This window comes from Corynebacterium sp. MSK047 (assembly GCF_030232285.1).
Taxonomy (GTDB): Bacteria; Actinomycetota; Actinomycetes; order Mycobacteriales; family Mycobacteriaceae; genus Corynebacterium; species Corynebacterium jeikeium_D.
This window is the reverse complement of record NZ_JASPJI010000019.1, coordinates 23,715-42,033: the sequence shown is the minus strand read 5'-3', so window position 1 is coordinate 42,033 and position 18,319 is coordinate 23,715. Positions and strand designations below refer to the sequence as shown.

Sequence of the window (18,319 nt, the reverse complement as noted above, 5' to 3'; positions counted from 1 at the left end):
GGGCTGGCGATTATGGGTCGGCAGATAAGAGAAAATAGTGCTGTAACGGAGTCTGGATTGGTAGCAGGAAACGGTGCTAGAGCAGGAAGCGGGAACGCATTTTTCGCTCGCGCCCGCGTTACTGATTCCGATTTGTGCCCGTGTGGTGGGGGACTCTACGGGCAGTGCTGTGGCCCGCTACACCGCGGTGAGCGGGAGGCGGTGACCGCAGCTGAGCTGATGGCCGCGAGGTACAGCGCTTACGCTGCCCACGAGGCGGATTACATCTGGCGGACGTGGCATCCGCGCTACCGCCCGGAAGTTATCAATGTCGATGACGGTGTGGAATGGGAAGGACTCACCATCATCAACGCTGTCGATGGTGGCGAGGATGACCGCGAAGGCACCGTGGAATTTGAAGCGGCTTTTCATGACCATGAAGGTGTCGGCACGATGCACGAGCGTTCCCGTTTTGTTCGGCGTGCGCGACGTTGGGTCTACGTCGACGGCGAGGTCACGTACTCCTAAGCGTCAGACTTGTTGTGCTTGCCGTGGCCGAATGGCAGCACGGCGACAATCGCCACAATGATTGCTCCCCAGATGGCGCCGAAAATCAGTGAGCCGGTGGTGTTGGCCAACCAGCCGAGGAAGCCGCCGGTAAACAGCTGCTCAAGGTTGTGGACCAGCTGGTAGGGGAGATGCCAGCCCAGCTCGTCGAGGCCGACCACCATGATGTGTCCACCGACCCACAACATGGCAAACGTGCCGATAATGCCGATCGTGTTCAGAACGATTGGCATGGTTTTGACCAGTGCCGTACCAAGCTTACTGATACCGGCTGACTTCTTGGACTGCAGGTGCAGGCCAATGTCATCAATCTTGACCAAGAAGCCCACCACGCCGTAGACCGCAAGCGTGATGATGAGTGCTACCACAATAAGAATCAGCGCGCGATTGAGTAGTGGCTGATCAGCGACCTCATTGAGAGAAATCACCATGATTTCCGCAGAGAGAATCAAGTCTGTGAAAATTGCAGACTTCACCAGCGAATCTTCATTTTGTGGTGTGCGATTGGTCGCCGCCTCTATCCGCTCCTGCTCAGTCTGCTCGGGAGAGATTCGGTGCTTAATCTTCTCCCAGACCTTTTCCATGCCCTCAAAGCACAGGTATGAGCCACCGAGCATCAAAATCGGTGTCAGTGCCCAGGGGAGAAACTGGCTGAGCAGCAGCGCAATCGGAAGAATAATGACAATTTTATTGACCAAGGAGCCCTTGGTGATACGCCAAATAATCGGCAGCTCGCGTTTCGGCGAGACACCCTCGACGAATTTAGGCGTCACCGCAGCGTCGTCAACCACAACACCGGCGGCTTTAGCGCTAGCTTTGCCGGCCGCAGCCGCAATATCGTCTGTTGTTGCCGCTGCAGCGCGTGCAATCGTGGCAACGTCGTCAAGCAGCGCGACAAGTCCGCCTGCCATAAAAACCTCCCGTATTGGAGGACGCGACCAGGAGCCGTCGTCGTATCAAAGAATTACCGGAGCAATTTTAACCGCTTTCCCGGATTGACTCTGTGTTGTCGGTAGGGCGTCGATGTCCGGCCGATAGTTCACGTGCTTCTCTGAATGTGAGCACGTGGCAAGATATAGGCCATGAACGCTTCCTTCTCCGAAATCTACCGACAGGTCAATGCGGACAACTCGGACAACGCTGGCACCGAGGCAGACACCAGCAATGACGCCCACTCCGAGGAACAGCAGCGCCCGGCGCGTCCCCGCATGGCACTGGTAGTCGTCGACGCTCAGAATGATTTTTCCGCGGGTGGCGCACTTGCCGTCGACGGTGCTGAGGCAGCGTACACCGCTACATATCTGCATGTTGCGGGCACAGCTAACAAGTACTCGGTTCTTGCGACCACCCGTGACAATCACATCGACCCAGGCACGCACTTCTCTGAAACCCCGGATTTCGTCGATACCTGGCCGAAACACTGTGTTGCAGGTACCCCGGGCGCAGAGATTCACCCCGGCATGCAGCGCGCCATCGCGTTTTTTGAGCAGCTCAACCCCGCTGCTGTGCGTATCGATGTCACAAAAGGGGAGTACGCCGCCGCCTACTCCGGTTTCGAGGGAACAACGGAGGCTGGCGTTTCGCTTGCCGACGCTCTCCGCGCCTCTGACATTGAAGAAATCGATGTGGTGGGAGTTGCGACTGACCACTGCGTCCGCGCCACAGTGCTCGATGGCCTCAAGGAGGGCTTTTCCGTTCGTGTTCTGAGCAATCAGGTCGCGGCGGTGGACCCGGAGCGCGGCAAGGCTGCACTAGCGGAATTGGCCGCGGCGGGCGCGACAGTGGTGTAGTGCTGCGACGTTGACCGTCAAACAATCCGCCTAGCCGCTTAGCTAGGCGCCTCGGCAGCCGCCTAGTTAAAAGTCACCATATCCAGGTCGACCTCGCGGAGGTGGCGGTGGTTGGACGCTGTTTCCACATAACGCCCTGCATGGGCGATGAAGCCCTCTGCTTCCTTGGCGGAGAGTTCACGACGCACCTTGGCGGGAACGCCTGCAGCCAGCGACCTGGGGTCGATAATCTGATCTTCCAACACCACGGCACCTGCAGCAATGAGGCTGCCAGCGCCGATACGGGAACGCGAAAGCAGGGTGGACTTCATGCCGATGAGGCAACCATTTTCAACCGTGGTGCCGTGGACCAAGGCCATGTGTCCGACGGTGACATCATCGCCGAGAATTGTGGGCACACCTCGGTCGACATGGACTGTGGAGTTGTCCTGAATATTGGTGCGCTGGCCGATGCGGATCGGTGCGACGTCTCCTCGGAGAACAGAACCGTAGAACACGGAGCTATCCGCACCGATTTCGACATCACCGATAATGACCGCGCCGGGCGCAATCCAGGCGCTGGAATGAATGCGTGGGGTCTTATCTTGGTAGGTGAGAATGAGCGGAGTGTTCATCATACAAACCAATATAACTGTCACCTGAGGTCAGCGTAAGAAAAATTCTCAGCGAAACTCTATTCGTCGAAGGGTGCAATTCTGCTTGGACGCGCCTACAGTGGGCGACATGATTTTTATCGTTGTGAATTACCAAGTTAAGCCGGAATTTGCCGACGAATGGATGGACCACGTCGCTGAGTTCACCGCTGCCACCCGCGCAGAGGCTGGCAACAAGTGGTTTGAATGGTCCCGCAGCGTAGAAGACCCCAACCAGTACATCCTCGTCGAGGCATTCGATGATGACGCTGGTGAAGCCCACGTCAATTCCGAGCACTTCGCCAAGGGCCTGGAAGCGATGAAGCCGCTGCTCGCTGAGACCCCGAAGATTGTCTCGCAGGTACTGCCAGATAAGCAGGACTGGGATCGCATGGGCGAGCTGCAGGTCGACTAATGTCCTCAGACACCATTCGCGATAGCGCAGCCGCTTCCAGCAGTGACACCTATTCTCTGATTGGGCGTGGCCTGCGTATTGGCTCCGCTGTGCTGGCCTCTGCTCTCGTCGTTGGTCTCAGTGCTTGTGGGGATAGCGATGAGGCAGCCCTGGAGGGTAGCCAAAATCAGTCAAGCCAGGAGCAGAGTGCTGTTGCCTCCACTGCCGCCATTCGGGATAACTTGGCTCAGCTGGCGGCAGATACTGCGGCGCTGAAGAAAGCATCGCAGACACTAATTGCAAAGGAATCGGTCTCGGAAGAGACTCGAAAGATTGCGCAGCAGGCGGAGCCAATCTTTGCTGAAGAGGAAGCGCAGCTAGTCAAGACTCTCGGCGTCGATGTTGATCCGTCGGAGACCAAGCTCGACACCGCCACCATGACTCGCCTCGAGAACGAGGAGGGGCCACACGCAGATATGGCTTATCTGACGTTGATGGAAGGCAGCCTGGATAAGATGCTCGGACAGTGGGAAGAGCTGGAAAAGCATGGCGGAAACGACCTGCAAGAGTTGGCACGCTCTTCTCAGCAGCAGCTGGAAGATATTCAGCAGGCGCTGGAAAAACGTATGCAGTACTAGCCGCTGCCCAAAGCTCGTGGGGGGAAATTCAAGTAAAAAGTCCTGCAAAGCGTGCCCGGGGAACCGGGGAAGTGAGTAGCGTGTAAATAAAGCCAGTGCGCTGTGATCGTCGTCAAGCGAATGCGCACTCGGATGAAGCACAATGCTGGCTAATAACCCAGAGTAGAAGGTAGGAAAACACGCCAATGGCAAATAGTATCTCGCGAGTAGGTATCGTCGGCGCCGGTCAGATGGGCTCCGGAATTATTGAGGTCTGTGCGAAGGCCGGTAGCGATGTCAAGGTCTGGGAGGCCAAGGAGGAGTTCCTTGAGTCCGGTCGCGCCCGTATTGAAAAGTCGCTGGATAAGGCCGTTTCCCGTGGCAAGCTAGAGCAGTCTGCACGTGATGAGATTCTGGGACGTATTAGCTTCACCACCAAGCTGGAAGGCTTCGCTGACCGTGAGCTGGTCATCGAGGCCATCGTGGAGAACCCGGAAGTAAAGGCCAGCGTATTCTCGCAGCTCGATGAGATTGTTGAGTCGGAAGATGCCATCCTGGCTTCCAACACCTCCTCGCTGCCGATTCAGTCCATTGCTGCAGCTACCAAGCGCCCGGAGCGCGTCATGGGTCTGCACTTCTTCAACCCGGTTCCGGTTCTGCCTCTGGTAGAGCATGTCGTTACTCTGACGACCGGTGATGTTCAGTCGGAGCGTGCGTACGAGTACGCTTCCGAGGCGCTGGGCAAGACCGTCATTCGCGCTAAGGATCGCTCGGGCTTCATTGTTAACGCCCTGCTGGTTCCGTACATCCTCGGCGCTATTCGCATGCTGCAGGACGGCATTGCTACTGCAGAAGACATCGATGCCGGAATGGTCAATGGCTGTGCGCACCCGATGGGTCCGCTGACTCTGGCCGACATGGTTGGTCTGGACACCATCAAGTTCATTGCCGATGCCATGTTCGATGAGTACAAGGAGCCGACTTACGCGGCACCTCCGCTGCTCAAGCGCATGGTTGAGGCGGGTCACTTCGGCCGCAAGTCCGGCCGTGGCTTCTACGACTACTCCAAGTAGTCCACGCTTTTAGCCCCGTTTGGGGCGAGTATTGAGTTCTTACCGGTTGACGGGCGTTTATCCCGCCAACCGGTTTCTTTTATGCATTTATCAGTGAAAACCCGGAGTCTGATGGGGAAAGCTCCCACGATCGGCGCTAGCATTTTGAAAACTTGTTTCTTTTCAACGCGCCGAAACCTCACAGTGCGCTTAACATAAGTGAAGATTTTGTCAGACCTTGGCTTATAGAGCACTTCACAACTGGTGCCTCCCACGCAGCAATCTGGAAAGGAATGCTTCAGTGTCTTCTTTGAAGCCGCACAAGCGCACTGCAACACGTACTCGCGTCGGCGCTGCTACCGCAGCAATGGCAGTTGTAATGGGGCTTACACCGGCAACGGCCGTGGCAGCTCCGGTCAACCCGTTGGCCGAGCTCGGCAACCGCCTGGACTCTGTTTCTGATCTTCCAGCTAATGTGGCAGCTCCAGAGGGAATCAAGCTCCCCGGCGGTGGCTTCGAGGTCCCGGATTCCATCTCGCTGCCGTCATCTTCCGGTGAAAACACCGACCCGAATGCGCCGAAGCCAACCTCGTATCGCCCGGACCAGATTGCACGCGCGTACCCGTCGGATGCCGCCACCGATAACTGGTTCTACTTCTACGTTGTGCATCCTTTCGTGGAGCTGGAGAAGAACCACCCAGAGGTTATGGACCAGAACCTCGAAACGGTCGTCCGCATTAACAACGCTGCCAAGAATGACCCGCAGGCACAGGAACTCGCTCTTGATGACGACTACCTGGACCCACTGGCCAATATTTCCACTGCTTTCGGTGCAAACCTGGGCCAGCACTTCCGTGATGCCTATGACGAGGATCGCCTGCCGAAGGTAAAGGCCCTGCTGTCCGGCAACCTTGCTCGCGGCGGCGGTCTGGTCAGCTCGACCTTCTTCGAGAAGTACGTCTACGGCTACGATCGCCCGTTTGTGGTGGCACCGGAGCGCATCGAGCGCTACTACCGCGAAGGTCAGGACGACCCGTACTCGACCACCCCGTCCTACCCGTCGGGCCACACCAACAAGGCTGCATGGACTTCAACCATGCTGGCCATGATGCTGCCGGAGGTTGCACCGCAGATTCAGGCGCGTGCGTCCGAGGCTGGTCATTCTCGCCTTGTCATGGGCGTCCACTACCCGCTGGACGTTATGGGCGGCCGCATGATGGGCAACCAGGCCGCAGCTGATCGTTGGGCAGACCCAGAGTTCCGCCCACTCATCGAAGAAGCCATGGATGAGCTGCGTACGGAGCTCGAGTACCGCTGTGGCGACACCATCGCCAACTGCGTTGCCAAGGACACTCCGTACATGAGCACCGCAGCTGCCGTTCAGCAGTACACCGAACGCATGACCTACGACTTCAAGCAGGTTGGCCCGGCTAACGAGCCAGTTGTTGTTCCGAAGCGGTACGCAGGTTTGCTGGAGACCCGCTTCCCGCAGCTGACTGAGGAACAGCGCAGCTCCGTCCTCGCTCAGACCGCAATCCCATCCGGCTACCCGCTCGATCGCACTGACGGCGAGGGCCAGCACGTTCGCATGAACCTGGCTCGCGCTCTGGCCGCCAACGTTGTTGTCAACGCCGACGGCAGCGTCACTGTCACCAACTAAAACGTCAACTACAAGCGCAGGGCCGCGTCAAGACGGTCCAGGGCCTCACCGAGGATTTCCGGGGAGGTCGCAAAGTTAAGCCGCACATGCCCAGCCCCGCCTTCGCCGAATGCGAAGCCGGGGTTGAGTGCTATTTTGGCGTTTTCAACCAGCCACGCAGCTGGGTCCTCACTGGCAACACCAGGCACGTCACCCAAGTCCAACCACGCCAAAAATGATGCTTGCGGTGGGGTAAAGCGAGCCTGCGGCGCAATAGTGGACAAACGTGTTCGCAGAGTCTCACGGTTGGTGCGCAGGACATCGACAAAATTGTCCAGCCAGGGCACGCCATCGCGGTAGGCGGCGGTGGCCGCGGCGACACCAAGAATAGAAGCGCCTTCGCGAACAATGAAGGGCAGCTCCAGCCAGGTTTTGGCATCTTCGTCGTTAAAGATGATCTGCGCACACTTGAGGCCGGCGGTATTCCAGCCCTTCGAGGTAGCAGTCACCGTGATAGTCACGGCCGCCGCGGTATCCGACACCGACGCGGTTGGAGTGTGAGTGCCATCTAGAACAACTGGGCCGTGAATCTCGTCTGAGATAACGCGCGCACCAAAGCGAGCGGCTAAATCAGTAATCTCACGAAGTTTTTCGGGGGAGTAGGTAAAGCCGAGAGGATTATTCGGGTTACACAAGATCAGGCAACCGGCACCGTCGGCGAAGGCGCGTTCGAGGGCGCCGAGATCCGGGCCGTCGGCAAGCGTGGGAATGCACACTGTCTCGCGTCCCAGCGCGGGACCTACCTGGAAAAACGGCATGTAGGCGGGAGTGGGGACGACAATTGCGGAATCGGGGCGGGTGAAGCGTTCAACCGCGAGTGTGACACCGCGGACGACGTCAGCGACGGCAAAGATATTGTCGGGGTTCGGGCGCCATCCGTAGCGTTGTGCAGAAAAGTCCGCGGTTGCGGTCGTAAGCGCGGTGATGTCCTGCGAGAGGTATCCGAATTGTTCGCGCTGACACGCCTCGTCGATTGCGGCACTGACGGCAGGACAGGTTGTGGCATCGGATTCGGCGACCCACAGTGGCAGCACGTCCGGTGAATATGCGGTCCATTTGACTGTCCTGCGGGAGCGGAGTTCATCGAGGGAGGGGAAGGTGACAGCGTTATTTACACTCATAGTTTCCGTGTATACAGAAAAAGCGGGAAGTCCGAAGACTCCCCGCTTTATCCAGTAGCTACGGCCACATCAGAAGCAGCCGCGGCAATGGCCAGCGCTAGGCTAGCCTCAGTGCCTCCTCAGCAGCTGGCAGGGCAGCTTCGCGATCAGCTTTGACCAGCCCCAACCGTGTGCGGCGATCGAGAATATCGTCGACGCTGAGAGCTCCCTCGTGCGTCACATGCCAGGCGAACTCGGCGCGGGTGACATCGAGACCCTCCGCTACCGGGTCAAGCGCTCGGTCGAGCGGGCAGGATTCGATGACCTCGAAGGATTCGGCACCGTAGCGATTAAACAGCGGCATCGGGATACGGCCAGCAGCGGCGGCGGTGCGAGCGCGGTCGAGCTCCTCTGGCTCGGAGCCCAGCACAGGGATGGTGCGGGTGGAGCACGGAGCAAGCGAAACACCGAGCTTTTCCGCAACCTTGTCCACGGTTTGCTCAGCCATAAGACGGTACTCGGTGAGCTTGCCACCAGTAATGGAAATCAGGCCGTTCGGGGCCTCCAACAAGGCGTGCTCGCGGGAGAGGTCAGCGGTGTGTGCCTCGCCGGCGTCGATGAGCGGACGCAGGCCGGCGAAAGCACCGATGACATCGTCACGAGTGAGCGGAACCTCGAGTGCCTGGTTGATGACATCGAGCAGAAAAACGATGTCATCCTCCGGCACTTCCGGCTCGTCCGGAATCGGGCCCGGTGCATCCTCATCGGTCAGGCCAATGTAGACGCGGTTGTGCTCTGCGGGAAGGACAAAACAGAAACGGTTGGTGTGACCAGGAACCGGTACCGTGAGAGAGCCGGTAGGGTTGCCTAGCTTCGCGGCGTCAAGAACCAGGTGCGTGCCGCGAGATGGGCGAATCTTGATGTTCGTCGCTAGGTCTGCGGCCCACACACCAGTGGCATTGACCACAGCGTGAGCCGGCAGCTCGAAGGAATCGCCAGTGAGCTCGTCGATTAGTGTGGCGCTCGTTCCAGAGGCGTTCTCGCAGCGCACCCGGGTCAGAATAGTTGCACCGTAGCTAGCGGCGGTTCGAGCGATAGTGGTGACCAAGCGTGCGTCGTCACGCAGCTGACCGTCGTAGTTGACGTAGCCGAATTTCACGTCGCGCTTACGGACGGTCGGCGAAAGCTGGCTGACTCGGCGGGAACTGACAGTGCGGGACAACGGCAGGGTAGTGGCGGAGGTACCAGCGATAATGCGTAGAAAGTCACCGGCCAAGAAGCCTAAACGCGGCAAAACCCGGGTCAACGGTGCGAATTTGTCCATCACCGGTACAACCTGTGGCAGGTTATGCACCAGGTGCGGAGCGGTGACGTCGAGCAGCGCACCACGTTCAATAGCTGAGCGGCGAGCGATACCGACATTGCCACTGGCAAGGTAGCGCAAGCCCCCGTGGGCGAGCTTCGATGACCAACGAGAGGTGCCGAAAGCGAGGTCTTTCGATTCGACGAGAACGGTTTTCAAACCCCTCGACGCCGCATCTAAAGCGATGCCGACACCAGTGATACCGGCGCCGATGACCAGCAGATCAGGGATGTCGCCCTTAGCGGTTTCTTCGCGTAGACGATTCAAGTCCGCTTGCCGACGAGCCTTGTTCAAAGCCGCAGCTGAGCGATCGCGCTGAGGAGCGTGCGTGGCAGTCATAGTCTTTCTTCCTCGACTTTCCCGAAGACGGTAATAATGATGAAACTATCTGGCGTAAGTGATGAAGTTGTGGAGTGCGTAGTGAGTGTGAACTATTTCGGGCGTACCCCATTGCAAGGCGCTTAGAAATAGACTAAGTTGTTCATTATCAACGACCGGCACGGATATTGATTCAAGAAATCTTTCTTAGTTGCGAATCATTTCCCGGGATTACAAGGAAGGAGACACCTCGATGGCTATGCACCCAGCGTCCAACCGCTCTGAGTCCATGAACCGAGCTTTCGCTGCTATTGCACCATCGCTGCAGATGTGTTGCTGCTGTCTCCAGTCCGTGCCACCTCAGACAGGTCGTCACTAGAAAAGCGCGCTTAGGCATGTAAAACGCCACGCTGTTTGCGGTCGCACGGACGAAATCGCACCGATTGAGCCGACCATCCCACCATCCGAGCATTCTCGCTTGGAATCCCAGGAAGAAGCGACAGCGACAATGACCGCAGCACTTGAATCTTTTACCCTTGACGATTACGTTTCACTGTTTATTTATGACGGCCCAACGTCACCGGAAATCTACGCTAGCGAACTGGTTAGTCTAGCTCGCTAGCCGAAGCCGACAGCAACAGGGTTAAATCATGTTGCCGTCGTAACGCTCTTCCAAGGAGCGCGGACCGGTAGCCAACTTGCCCGGGTTGAGGATGCCAGCAGGGTCGAGTTCGTCCTTAATTGCACGCATGACCTTGGCGAACAACTCGGTGTTCTCCTCGTAGTACTGCGGGCTGTGATCCTGGCCAATGCCATGGTGGTGCGTGATGGTGCCGCCAAAGTTCATCATGGCCTCCGACGCCGCGGTCTTGATGTCCATCCACTGCTGGAGAATCTCGCCCTCGGTCTCGCGGAAGAAGTACGTGAAGTACAGCGAGCAGCCGGATTCGTACATGTGCGAGATGTGGCAAAAGACGTACACCGGGGTGCCGTGCTTCTCGCCAGCGGCTTCCATTGCAGAGGCGATTTCGCGGCGCAGTGTCGCGGCGTTATCCCAGGTGGTGGCGGTCTCCAGGGTGTCAACGCCGACGCGGCGAGTCATCATGACATCGCGCAGGTACGGCGAGGAGAAGCGGTGGTTAACCCAAGCCATGCCCGGGATGGAGCCCATGCGGACGCACTTCTTGGTCAGCAGGCGAGCGGCCAGGCGCTCACGGGTGACGCGGGCGCCGACCGGATCCGTCTGCGCAAAGCCAAAAATCACCATGCACGGAGTGTCGATGCCACGTAGCTTCAGGTACTTTGTGACCTTCTCAGACATGCTGGCAGAGCCAAGCTGAGTGAGGCCGAACAGCGTCTCCTTCTCGTCGGAGATGCGCGCTAGGTGCGGGATATTGCCGCTCTGCTCCAGTTTGCGCAGCTCCTCGGCGGCTTCCTCAAAGGAGTTGAAGAAGTAGGTGTCGAAGAGCATCTCCTTTTGTGGACGCTGATTCAGGGCAATCGTCACATGCGTGATGATGCCCAGGGTGCCCTCCGAACCCAGGAAAAGCTCACGCGGGTTCGGGCCGGATGCCGACGACGGCATGTCGCGGAATTCCATGGTGCCGGCTGGCGTGACGACGCGCATGCCAATCACGTTGCGGTCGATACGACCGTAACCAGAGGATTCCTGGCCTGCCGAGCGGCAGGAAACCCAACCGCCGACAGTGGAGTACTCGAAGGACTGCGGGAAGTGACCAGCGGTGAAGCCGGCCTTGGACAGCTCCTTTTCCAGGTCGGGGCCGAAAACGCCGGTCTCGACGGTGACAGTGCCAGCGACTTTGTCGATGTCGATGATCTTGTTAAAGGCGGTCATGGACACTGCGATGGCCTTACCCATGCCTCCGTCAACTGCCTCCACACCGCCGACGACCGAGGTGCCACCGCCAAAGGGGACGACTGCAATCTTGCGCTCAGCGCATACCTTGAACAGGTCCTCGATATGCTTTTCAGTTTTCGGTAGCACTACAGCATCTGGGGCGACATCGAGCTTGGCTGCGCGAAGGCGAACCAGGTCGGGGTAGGAGCGTCCGACCGCGTGCTTGACGCGGGTGTCGTGGTCGGTGGCGACGGCATCCGCGCCGACAACAGCGCCCAGGGCTTCGATGTCGTCGGTGCTGAGGCGACTATTGGGGATGGTGACGTCGGCGATGTTGCGCGGCGGGTTGTTTGCGTCCAGCGACATGCCGATTTCGCGCTGCAGTAGCTTCTCGCTGGCCGTGGTGATTGGCTTGTCGTTGCCGTCAACACCCCAGCCCCACCAGCGCATGCGGTACGGAATCGTGAGCTTGTTAGGCATCCTGAGCTTCTCCTTGGGCATCGGTGCTGCGAGTCTGAACTGCGGAATTATATGTAACTTGCGCGGAAGCACATCTTTACATCTTTTATTATAGCGGTATTACGTTACGTTTTCTCAAAAAGTGTCAATCAATCTTGGTAAGCTTTAGTTAGATGCATTAACGCACTCCCATAAAGGCCAGTATTGACCGGTCAAAAGCCCACGTAAAAGTAGGTATTTCTTCGATGAACGCTAACGACAAGGATCTCAACTACCCGCTGGGAACAACTGAGATTCGAACCCTTGCTCTGGTCACTAACCCCCACGCGGGTCATGGCGCCTCGCAGATTGCGTCCGCCCGGGCGAGCCGGGTGTTCGCGGATCGCGGCATCGATGTCATCGCTCTCCAAGGTGCTAACCCCGACGACGCCCGCAAGCTCATTCGTGAGGTCATCGCCGACGGCCGAATTGATGCCCTGGCAGTCTGTGGTGGCGACGGCATGATTAACCTCGCACTGCAGGAGCAGGCACAGACCGGCATCCCCCTCGGTATTATCCCGGCCGGCACCGGAAACGACCACGGTCGCGAATACAATCTGCCGCGTGGCAATGCTCGCGATGCCGCTCACGTTATCGCCGATGGCTTCTGGACGACCACTGACCTCGGCCGCATCACCAATGAGGCAGGGGAGCAGCGCTGGTTCGGCACTATCATGTGTGCCGGCTTCGACTCGATTGTCTCCGACCGCGTCAATCAGATGACCTGGCCGCATGGCCGTAACCGCTACAACCTGGCCATCGTCCGCGAGTTCTTGGCTTTCCACTCGCTGCCATTCCGCATCACGCTCGATGACAATCGGGTTCTCGAAGGTCCAATCACGCTGGCCGCCTTCGGTAACACCCGTTCTTATGGCGGTGGTATGAAGATTTGCCCGTCCGCAGACCACTCCGACGGACTGATGGATATCACTGTCATCGGCAAGGCCGGGCGCATCAAGGCCGCCCTGGCCTTCAAGTCCGTGTTCGACGGCACCGTTGAAAAAATCGGGGAGGTCAGCACCTACCGCGCCAAGAAGGCTTACGTGGAATACATCGGCCCGCCACGCCAGATGAACGCCTACGCTGACGGCGACCTCATGTTCCCGATGCCGGTCACCGTCGAAATTGTTCCGGGCGCTGGCCGCTACATCGTTCCCCGTCCGTAAAAGGGCGCAGGAGTGCCCGTCGTCAAGCGTTTCCTGCATGCTTGACGACGGCGCGTTACCCCTTGATGCCGTATTTCTTCAGGCGCAGACGATCCGCCGCCGAGGCCGAAGCCGTCAGGCGTAGCAACTCGGCGTAGATACCGTCAGTCTGCGCCAATTCTGCGGGTGCGCCCACCTCGTCGACGTGACCGTCACGCAGCGTCACGATGGTGTCCACATCGGAAATTGTGGACAGGCGGTGGGCGATGATAACCGTTGTGCGTCCCTCCATCAGCTTGTCCAAGCCTCGCTGAACTTCGCGTTCGGCCTTGGTGTCTAGCGCCGAAGTGGCTTCGTCCAGGATGAGCAGGGGAGCGTCCTTCAAAATAGCGCGCGCGATGGCGATGCGCTGCTTCTGGCCACCCGAGAGCTTCAGACCTCGCTCGCCGATAGTGGTGTCGTAGCCTTCGGCGAAGCTGCGGATGAAGTCGTCGGCGTTGGCCTTCTTCGCGGCGGCAATGATTTCTTCGTCGGTGGCGTTGGGTTTGCCGTAGGCGATGTTTTCCCGAATCGTGCCGGAGAATAGTGACGAGTCCTGGAACACGACGGCAGAGCCAGCACGCAGAGTGGAACCGGAAACCTCGGAGACATCCGACCCCAGCACGCTCAAGCGGCCTGCGGTCGGGGCGTAGAAGCCGAGCAGCAAGTTGACGATGGTGGACTTGCCGCCACCCGACTCGCCGACCAGGGCGATTTTCTGGCCCGAGTACGCCTGGAAGCTGACATTGGAGAGCACCGTCTTGTCCTCTTCGTAGGCAAAATCCACTGCGTCGAAGTCGACAATGGGAGCGCCAATTGCCTCCTGTTCGGCTGCGCGTTCCAGGGAGGAACGGTGGGCGCTGTCGACGGACTCTGCGTCTGCGGTGGAACCAACGGACGCGGAGTCGAAGTCGCCGTTATTCGCGGTCGCTGCACTGAGCAGCTCCGGCTGCGTGCGGGTCTCTGGAGTAAGCTCCATGACCTTGAAGTAATCGCGCGAACCGGCGACTGCGCGCTGGGCAGCGTCGACCAGGAAGCTCATCATGGTCACTGGTTGGCGCGCCATGTTAATCAGCTGAATGAGCATGACCATGGTGCCGATGGAGAATTCTCCCGACAGCGTACGCAGGAAAAGCAGCAGGTAGATGCCTGCGAAGATGATGTTCAAAATGCCCCCGCGAAGGGCATCCATGCGGTGCCACCACGTTGACTGATCGCGGGTCAGGGAGATGGTGCGGCGGAAGCGGGAACCAAAGAAAGCGATTTCGCGCAGTTCCGCAGTGAAGGAGCGGACAACCTTGACTTGGCCGATGACCTCAGCAAAACGGCCACCGGCGATATCGATTTGTTCGTTCTTTTTCGCTTCAATCTTCTGCCAGCGCTTCGAGGTCAGCGCGGTCAGCAGGGTGTAGACCGGGAAAACGATAATCAACAGCACTGCCAGTGGCCAGTAGTGCCAGGCGGTGATGCCCAGTACCGCGCCGACGGTCAACAGCATCGGGAAGAAGTTGTTGGAAAACGCCTGGAGGAACTGCGTGATATTGGTAATCGAGCGTTCCAGGCGGGCGATAATTATGCCGGTGACCTGACTGTCGAAGTACCGCTGCGGTAGCGACAGCAGCTTGGCGTAGTAGCGGGTCGACAGAATCTCGCGCATGCGCGCAGTCATCACATCGCCCAGGTAACCACCGATGTTATGCACGATGGTCTGCGTCAAATCAGCGATCAACAGCCCTATGACCAGCCAGATTACGGTGCGAGTGGTGTCGGACATCGCCGCTTGGCTCAGGCCTTCATCGCTGGATACCGCGCCGACGATGGCGTCGGTGGCATCGCGGATGAGGAAGGGGCTAATCAACGACGCGGCGGCGGTGGCCAGCGAACAGATGATGACCCCGATATAGAAAGGCCAGAGCACTCGTGTAGTGGACAGGATTCTGCTGAGCAGACGCACGAAAGACCTCTATCTTGCGGGAGGATCACTCCCGCTATGAAATTACTGCGACAAAAGCCCTATCCTAACAGCGAACGCACAGCACCAAGCGGCAGCGGCAGCCAGTTGGGGCGGTTCTGCGCTTCGTAAAGGCACTCGTAGATGGCCTTATCCAGTACAAAAGCCTCCAGTAGTGCCGGGTCGCTGGCGTCGCCATAGCCTTCCAGGAAGGCATCGATATTGCGGCGAGCCCACTGCTCAACACGCTCGGTAGCCGCCTCGGTGTCTTCACGTCCGGTCAGCAGCGGGTAGTGAGCGGCGTAATCGAAGGAGCGAATCATGCCGGCGATATCGCGTAGGCGGTGATCCGGCAGCCGGCGCTCCTCCCACGGGCGCGACGGCTCGCCTTCGAAGTCAATCAAGCGCCAAGAGCTCGGCGTGCGCAATACCTGCCCCAAGTGCAGATCACCGTGGATTCGCTGGACGACGGCGCCACCTTCCGGAACCGCAGCCTCCGCGCGATCGAAGATAGCCTGAGCCTTATCCTTGACCTCAGCAATTTGTGGCACCACACCAGCAACGAAGTCCAGTCGAGCTCGCAGTGGGGCTACCAGCTCCGCACCGGTCAGACGCTCCTTTACCGCGACAGCGGCAGCGAGGCTGCTGTGTACCGAGGCCACTGCTGCGCCGAGCGCACGCGCTTCGGATGTAAAGTCGGTGCCCAAATCTTCCAGCGGGGTCTGACTGTCGCGGATGGCATCGCGCACTGCGCCAAGAGCCAACTCCCAGCCATCGACCGAGTTCGGTGCGAATTCCTGCAGCATGGCGGTGGTGTAGGTGTCTTCGCCAATGGTGGTCTCCACCCAGGAGTAGAGCTCAGGGACGAACTTGCAATCCGCCTGGGCCAGTGCGGCCAGCAGCTCCACATCGGCATTAGTACCGGGGTAGAGGCGACGGAAGAACTTGCACATCACGCGGTCGTCGAAAATGACCGAGGTGTTCGACTGCTCGACTCCCATGGGGCGGCCGGATTCCGGTCGGAGCTGCTCAGAGCCCGGCACACGCCGCAGTTCCATGCGGCCGAGCTTGCCTTCGTCGGAAAGCTTCTGGCCGAGTGCTGTGATGGCATCCGAATCAATCAGAGCGTCGTAGCCGACGATGCCCTCCGCGCGAACCAGCAGGGACTGCTCGTGGCCATCGGGGACGTCCTCCGCCCAAGCGATGGGCAGCTGATAGGTCGGTGCAGAATGTGCGGTGTGCACCCTCACCAATGCGATATCGACATCGGGACTGTCGGGATTGTCGCGCAGTACGGGGTCAAGCGCGAGGATCTCGACGTGGTCGATGTCAGAGACCTTGTCAGCAAAAAAGCGCATCTTGACCAGCGTGTCTGCCAGCTCTTCGGCAATGAATTCGGCGGTGGGAATAGTCATTTCAGTTCGTTCGCCTTTCGGGACTTAAAAGATCACTCTTTATTATCGGCGTTTGTGACGGCATCGGCGGCGGCATCGGCGGCGGTGCCGGAGTGCTCGCGTGATGACGTCACCGGCGCGTCCGATATCGCCTGCGCAACCGGGATTGTCGGTGCCGACATCGAGGCGCTCGATTCGAGGTTTGTCTCAGGTGGAAGCTGGATTTCGAACCAGTAGAAACCGTGGCCAGGAAGCGTGATCTGGTAGGAATCGGTGCCAATTGTGGGGAAGGGAACCGAACCCGTGAGCTCTACCGGGGTGGCACCGGCGAACTCGGACAGATCCAGTGAGACGGCCGCGGGGTAAGAGGACAGGTTGTTGACGCACAGCAGCACTTCGTCGCCGTATGTGCGCAGATAGGTCAGAACAGAGGCGGTATCGCTATTCAGCTCGCGGAAATCACCGAGGCCAAAAGCCTCATAGCGCTTGCGGACCTGGATCAGTCGACGCACCCAATTCAACAGCGAATTGGAGTAGCTCGCTTGGTTCTCGACATTGACCGCCTGGTAACCGTAGGTCGCATCCTGAATGGTCGGCAGATAGAGCCGACCGGGGTCGGCCTTGGAGAACCCAGCGTTGCGGTCGGGCGACCACTGCATCGGTGTGCGCACGCCATCGCGGTCGCCGAGCCAAATGTTGTCGCCCATACCAATTTCGTCCCCGTAGTAGAGCACCGGCGAACCCGGCAGGGAGAGTAGCAGGGCATTGAAAAGCTCGAGCTGTGTGCGGTCATTTTGCAGCAGTGGCGCTAGGCGACGGCGAATGCCGATGTTGGCCTTCATCCGCGGATCATGCGCATACTCGGCGTACATGTAGTCGCGCTCGGCATCGGTGACCATTTCCAGCGTCAGCTCATCGTGGTTGCGCAGGAAGATTCCCCACTGAGCCGAAGACGGAATCTCTGGCGTGGACTCCAGGATCTCCGAGATGGGGAAGCGGGACTGCTTGCGCACCGCCATGAAAATGCGTGGCATGAGCGGGAAGTGGAAAGCCATGTGGCATTCGTCGCCGCCGACCTCCGGGTCGCCGAAGTATTCCACCACATCGGAGGGCCACTGGTTGGCCTCCGCCAGCAGGACGCGACCCGGGTATTCCTCATCCATGACCTTGCGGCAGCGCTTCAGAAAAGCGTGGGTCTCGGGCAGGTTCTCGCAGTTAGTGCCTTCGCGCTCGAAGAGGTAGGGCACAGCGTCGAGGCGGAAGCCATCGATGCCGAGATCGGACCAGAAGCGCAGCACATCGAGCATCGCTTCCTGCACCGCCGGATTGTCATAGTTCAAATCCGGCTGGTGGGAGAAGAAACGGTGCCAGTAGTACTGGCCACGCACCGGGTCATAGGTCCAGTTGGAATCCTCGGTATCGACAAAGATAATGCGTGCGCCCGAGTAAGTGTCCGGGTCATCAGTCCAGACATAAAAGTCGCCGTAGGGGCCATCCGGATCAGTGCGCGACTGCTGAAACCACTCATGGGTATCGGAGGTGTGGTTCATCACCAGGTCAGTAATAACGCGGATACCGCGCGCATGGGCCTCGTCGAGAAGCACCTTAAAATCCTCGACCGTGCCAAACTCGTCGAGCACGGCGCGGAAGTCGCGGATATCGTAACCGCCGTCGCGCAGCGGGGAGTCGTAGAAAGGCGGCAGCCAGAGGCAGTCAACGCCCAGCCATTGCAGATAATCGAGCTTCTCCGTCAGCCCTTTGAGGTCGCCGGAACCGTTGTTGTCGGAGTCAAAGAAGGCTCGGACGAGCACTTCATAGAACACCGCGCTGCGGTACCACTCGTAATCTTCCTTGGCGATAGTCATGCATCCCAGCGTAATGACTATGCCACTAGCCTGCAGAGAGAGTTTTCCTGCGAGATCC

General features: G+C 58.9%; 15 protein-coding genes. 7 read left to right on the top strand and 8 right to left on the bottom strand.

Annotated elements, in window-relative coordinates; genetic code table 11:
• The first annotated feature begins 201 nt into the window (after positions 1-201).
• Positions 202-507 (top strand): YchJ family protein, encoded by a 306-nt coding sequence (locus QP981_RS08735; RefSeq protein WP_323632413.1) that lies wholly within the window; start codon positions 202-204, stop codon positions 505-507.
• Here QP981_RS08735 and QP981_RS08730 read toward each other — a convergent pair.
• Complete coding sequence (locus QP981_RS08730; RefSeq protein ID WP_005510714.1) at positions 504-1,457, bottom strand: DUF808 domain-containing protein; 954 nt, start codon at positions 1,455-1,457, stop codon at positions 504-506. The two genes, QP981_RS08735 and QP981_RS08730, sit on opposite strands and share 4 nt — an antisense overlap.
• A gap of 171 nt (positions 1,458-1,628) precedes the next feature.
• Between QP981_RS08730 and QP981_RS08725 the strand changes: the two genes are divergently transcribed.
• On the top strand, positions 1,629-2,336 hold the full coding sequence (locus QP981_RS08725) for an isochorismatase family protein (protein ID WP_016423140.1): 708 nt from the start codon (positions 1,629-1,631) through the stop codon (positions 2,334-2,336).
• Between the two features lie 62 nt (positions 2,337-2,398).
• On the opposite strand, the gene QP981_RS08720 is transcribed toward QP981_RS08725, so the two are convergent.
• On the bottom strand, positions 2,399-2,953 hold the full coding sequence (locus QP981_RS08720) for a gamma carbonic anhydrase family protein (RefSeq protein ID WP_284857862.1): 555 nt from the start codon (positions 2,951-2,953) through the stop codon (positions 2,399-2,401).
• A gap of 106 nt (positions 2,954-3,059) precedes the next feature.
• Between QP981_RS08720 and QP981_RS08715 the strand changes: the two genes are divergently transcribed.
• From QP981_RS08715 to QP981_RS08700, 4 genes are all read left to right on the top strand, one after another.
• The gene (locus QP981_RS08715) at positions 3,060-3,383 is read left to right on the top strand and encodes a putative quinol monooxygenase (RefSeq protein ID WP_038629105.1); all 324 of its coding nucleotides are present in this window, start codon (positions 3,060-3,062) and stop codon (positions 3,381-3,383) included.
• A complete protein-coding gene (locus tag QP981_RS08710) occupies positions 3,383-4,000 on the top strand; it encodes a hypothetical protein (protein ID WP_048732750.1) in 618 nt (205 codons plus the stop codon). Before QP981_RS08715 ends, QP981_RS08710 begins: the two co-directional genes overlap by 1 nt.
• 185 nt (positions 4,001-4,185) lie before the next feature.
• Positions 4,186-5,052, top strand: a complete 867-nt coding sequence (locus QP981_RS08705) for a 3-hydroxybutyryl-CoA dehydrogenase (RefSeq protein WP_070602923.1) — start codon at positions 4,186-4,188, stop codon at positions 5,050-5,052.
• A 280-nt stretch (positions 5,053-5,332) separates the two neighbouring features.
• On the top strand, positions 5,333-6,691 hold the full coding sequence (locus tag QP981_RS08700) for an acid phosphatase (RefSeq protein ID WP_049170684.1): 1,359 nt from the start codon (positions 5,333-5,335) through the stop codon (positions 6,689-6,691).
• A gap of 8 nt (positions 6,692-6,699) precedes the next feature.
• Here the strand turns inward: QP981_RS08700 and QP981_RS08695 are convergent, their stop codons facing one another.
• The 3 genes from QP981_RS08695 to QP981_RS08685 all read right to left on the bottom strand — a co-directional run bounded on the left by QP981_RS08695 (position 6,700) and on the right by QP981_RS08685 (position 11,849).
• Positions 6,700-7,851 (bottom strand): MalY/PatB family protein, encoded by a 1,152-nt coding sequence (locus QP981_RS08695; RefSeq protein ID WP_070438723.1) that lies wholly within the window; start codon positions 7,849-7,851, stop codon positions 6,700-6,702.
• A gap of 97 nt (positions 7,852-7,948) precedes the next feature.
• Positions 7,949-9,532, bottom strand: coding sequence for a glycerol-3-phosphate dehydrogenase/oxidase (locus tag QP981_RS08690; RefSeq protein ID WP_284857861.1), 1,584 nt, complete (start codon positions 9,530-9,532; stop codon positions 7,949-7,951).
• Positions 9,533-10,154: 622 nt separating this feature from the next.
• Positions 10,155-11,849, bottom strand: coding sequence for an FAD-binding oxidoreductase (locus QP981_RS08685; RefSeq protein WP_284857860.1), 1,695 nt, complete (start codon positions 11,847-11,849; stop codon positions 10,155-10,157).
• A gap of 224 nt (positions 11,850-12,073) precedes the next feature.
• Between QP981_RS08685 and QP981_RS08680 the strand changes: the two genes are divergently transcribed.
• The gene (locus tag QP981_RS08680) at positions 12,074-13,033 is read left to right on the top strand and encodes a diacylglycerol kinase (RefSeq protein ID WP_284857859.1); all 960 of its coding nucleotides are present in this window, start codon (positions 12,074-12,076) and stop codon (positions 13,031-13,033) included.
• A gap of 55 nt (positions 13,034-13,088) precedes the next feature.
• Here the strand turns inward: QP981_RS08680 and QP981_RS08675 are convergent, their stop codons facing one another.
• Genes QP981_RS08675 through treS form a run of 3 tightly spaced genes read right to left on the bottom strand, consistent with a single transcriptional unit; the run spans position 13,089 to position 18,261 of the window.
• Positions 13,089-15,005: an ABC transporter ATP-binding protein gene (locus tag QP981_RS08675; protein WP_284857858.1), complete on the bottom strand. Its 1,917-nt coding sequence runs from the start codon at positions 15,003-15,005 to the stop codon at positions 13,089-13,091.
• A gap of 59 nt (positions 15,006-15,064) precedes the next feature.
• On the bottom strand, positions 15,065-16,417 hold the full coding sequence (locus QP981_RS08670) for a maltokinase N-terminal cap-like domain-containing protein (RefSeq protein ID WP_284857857.1): 1,353 nt from the start codon (positions 16,415-16,417) through the stop codon (positions 15,065-15,067).
• Positions 16,418-16,449: 32 nt separating this feature from the next.
• Positions 16,450-18,261: a maltose alpha-D-glucosyltransferase gene (treS, locus tag QP981_RS08665; RefSeq protein ID WP_284857856.1), complete on the bottom strand. Its 1,812-nt coding sequence runs from the start codon at positions 18,259-18,261 to the stop codon at positions 16,450-16,452.
• Between the last annotated feature and the right edge of the window lie 58 nt (positions 18,262-18,319).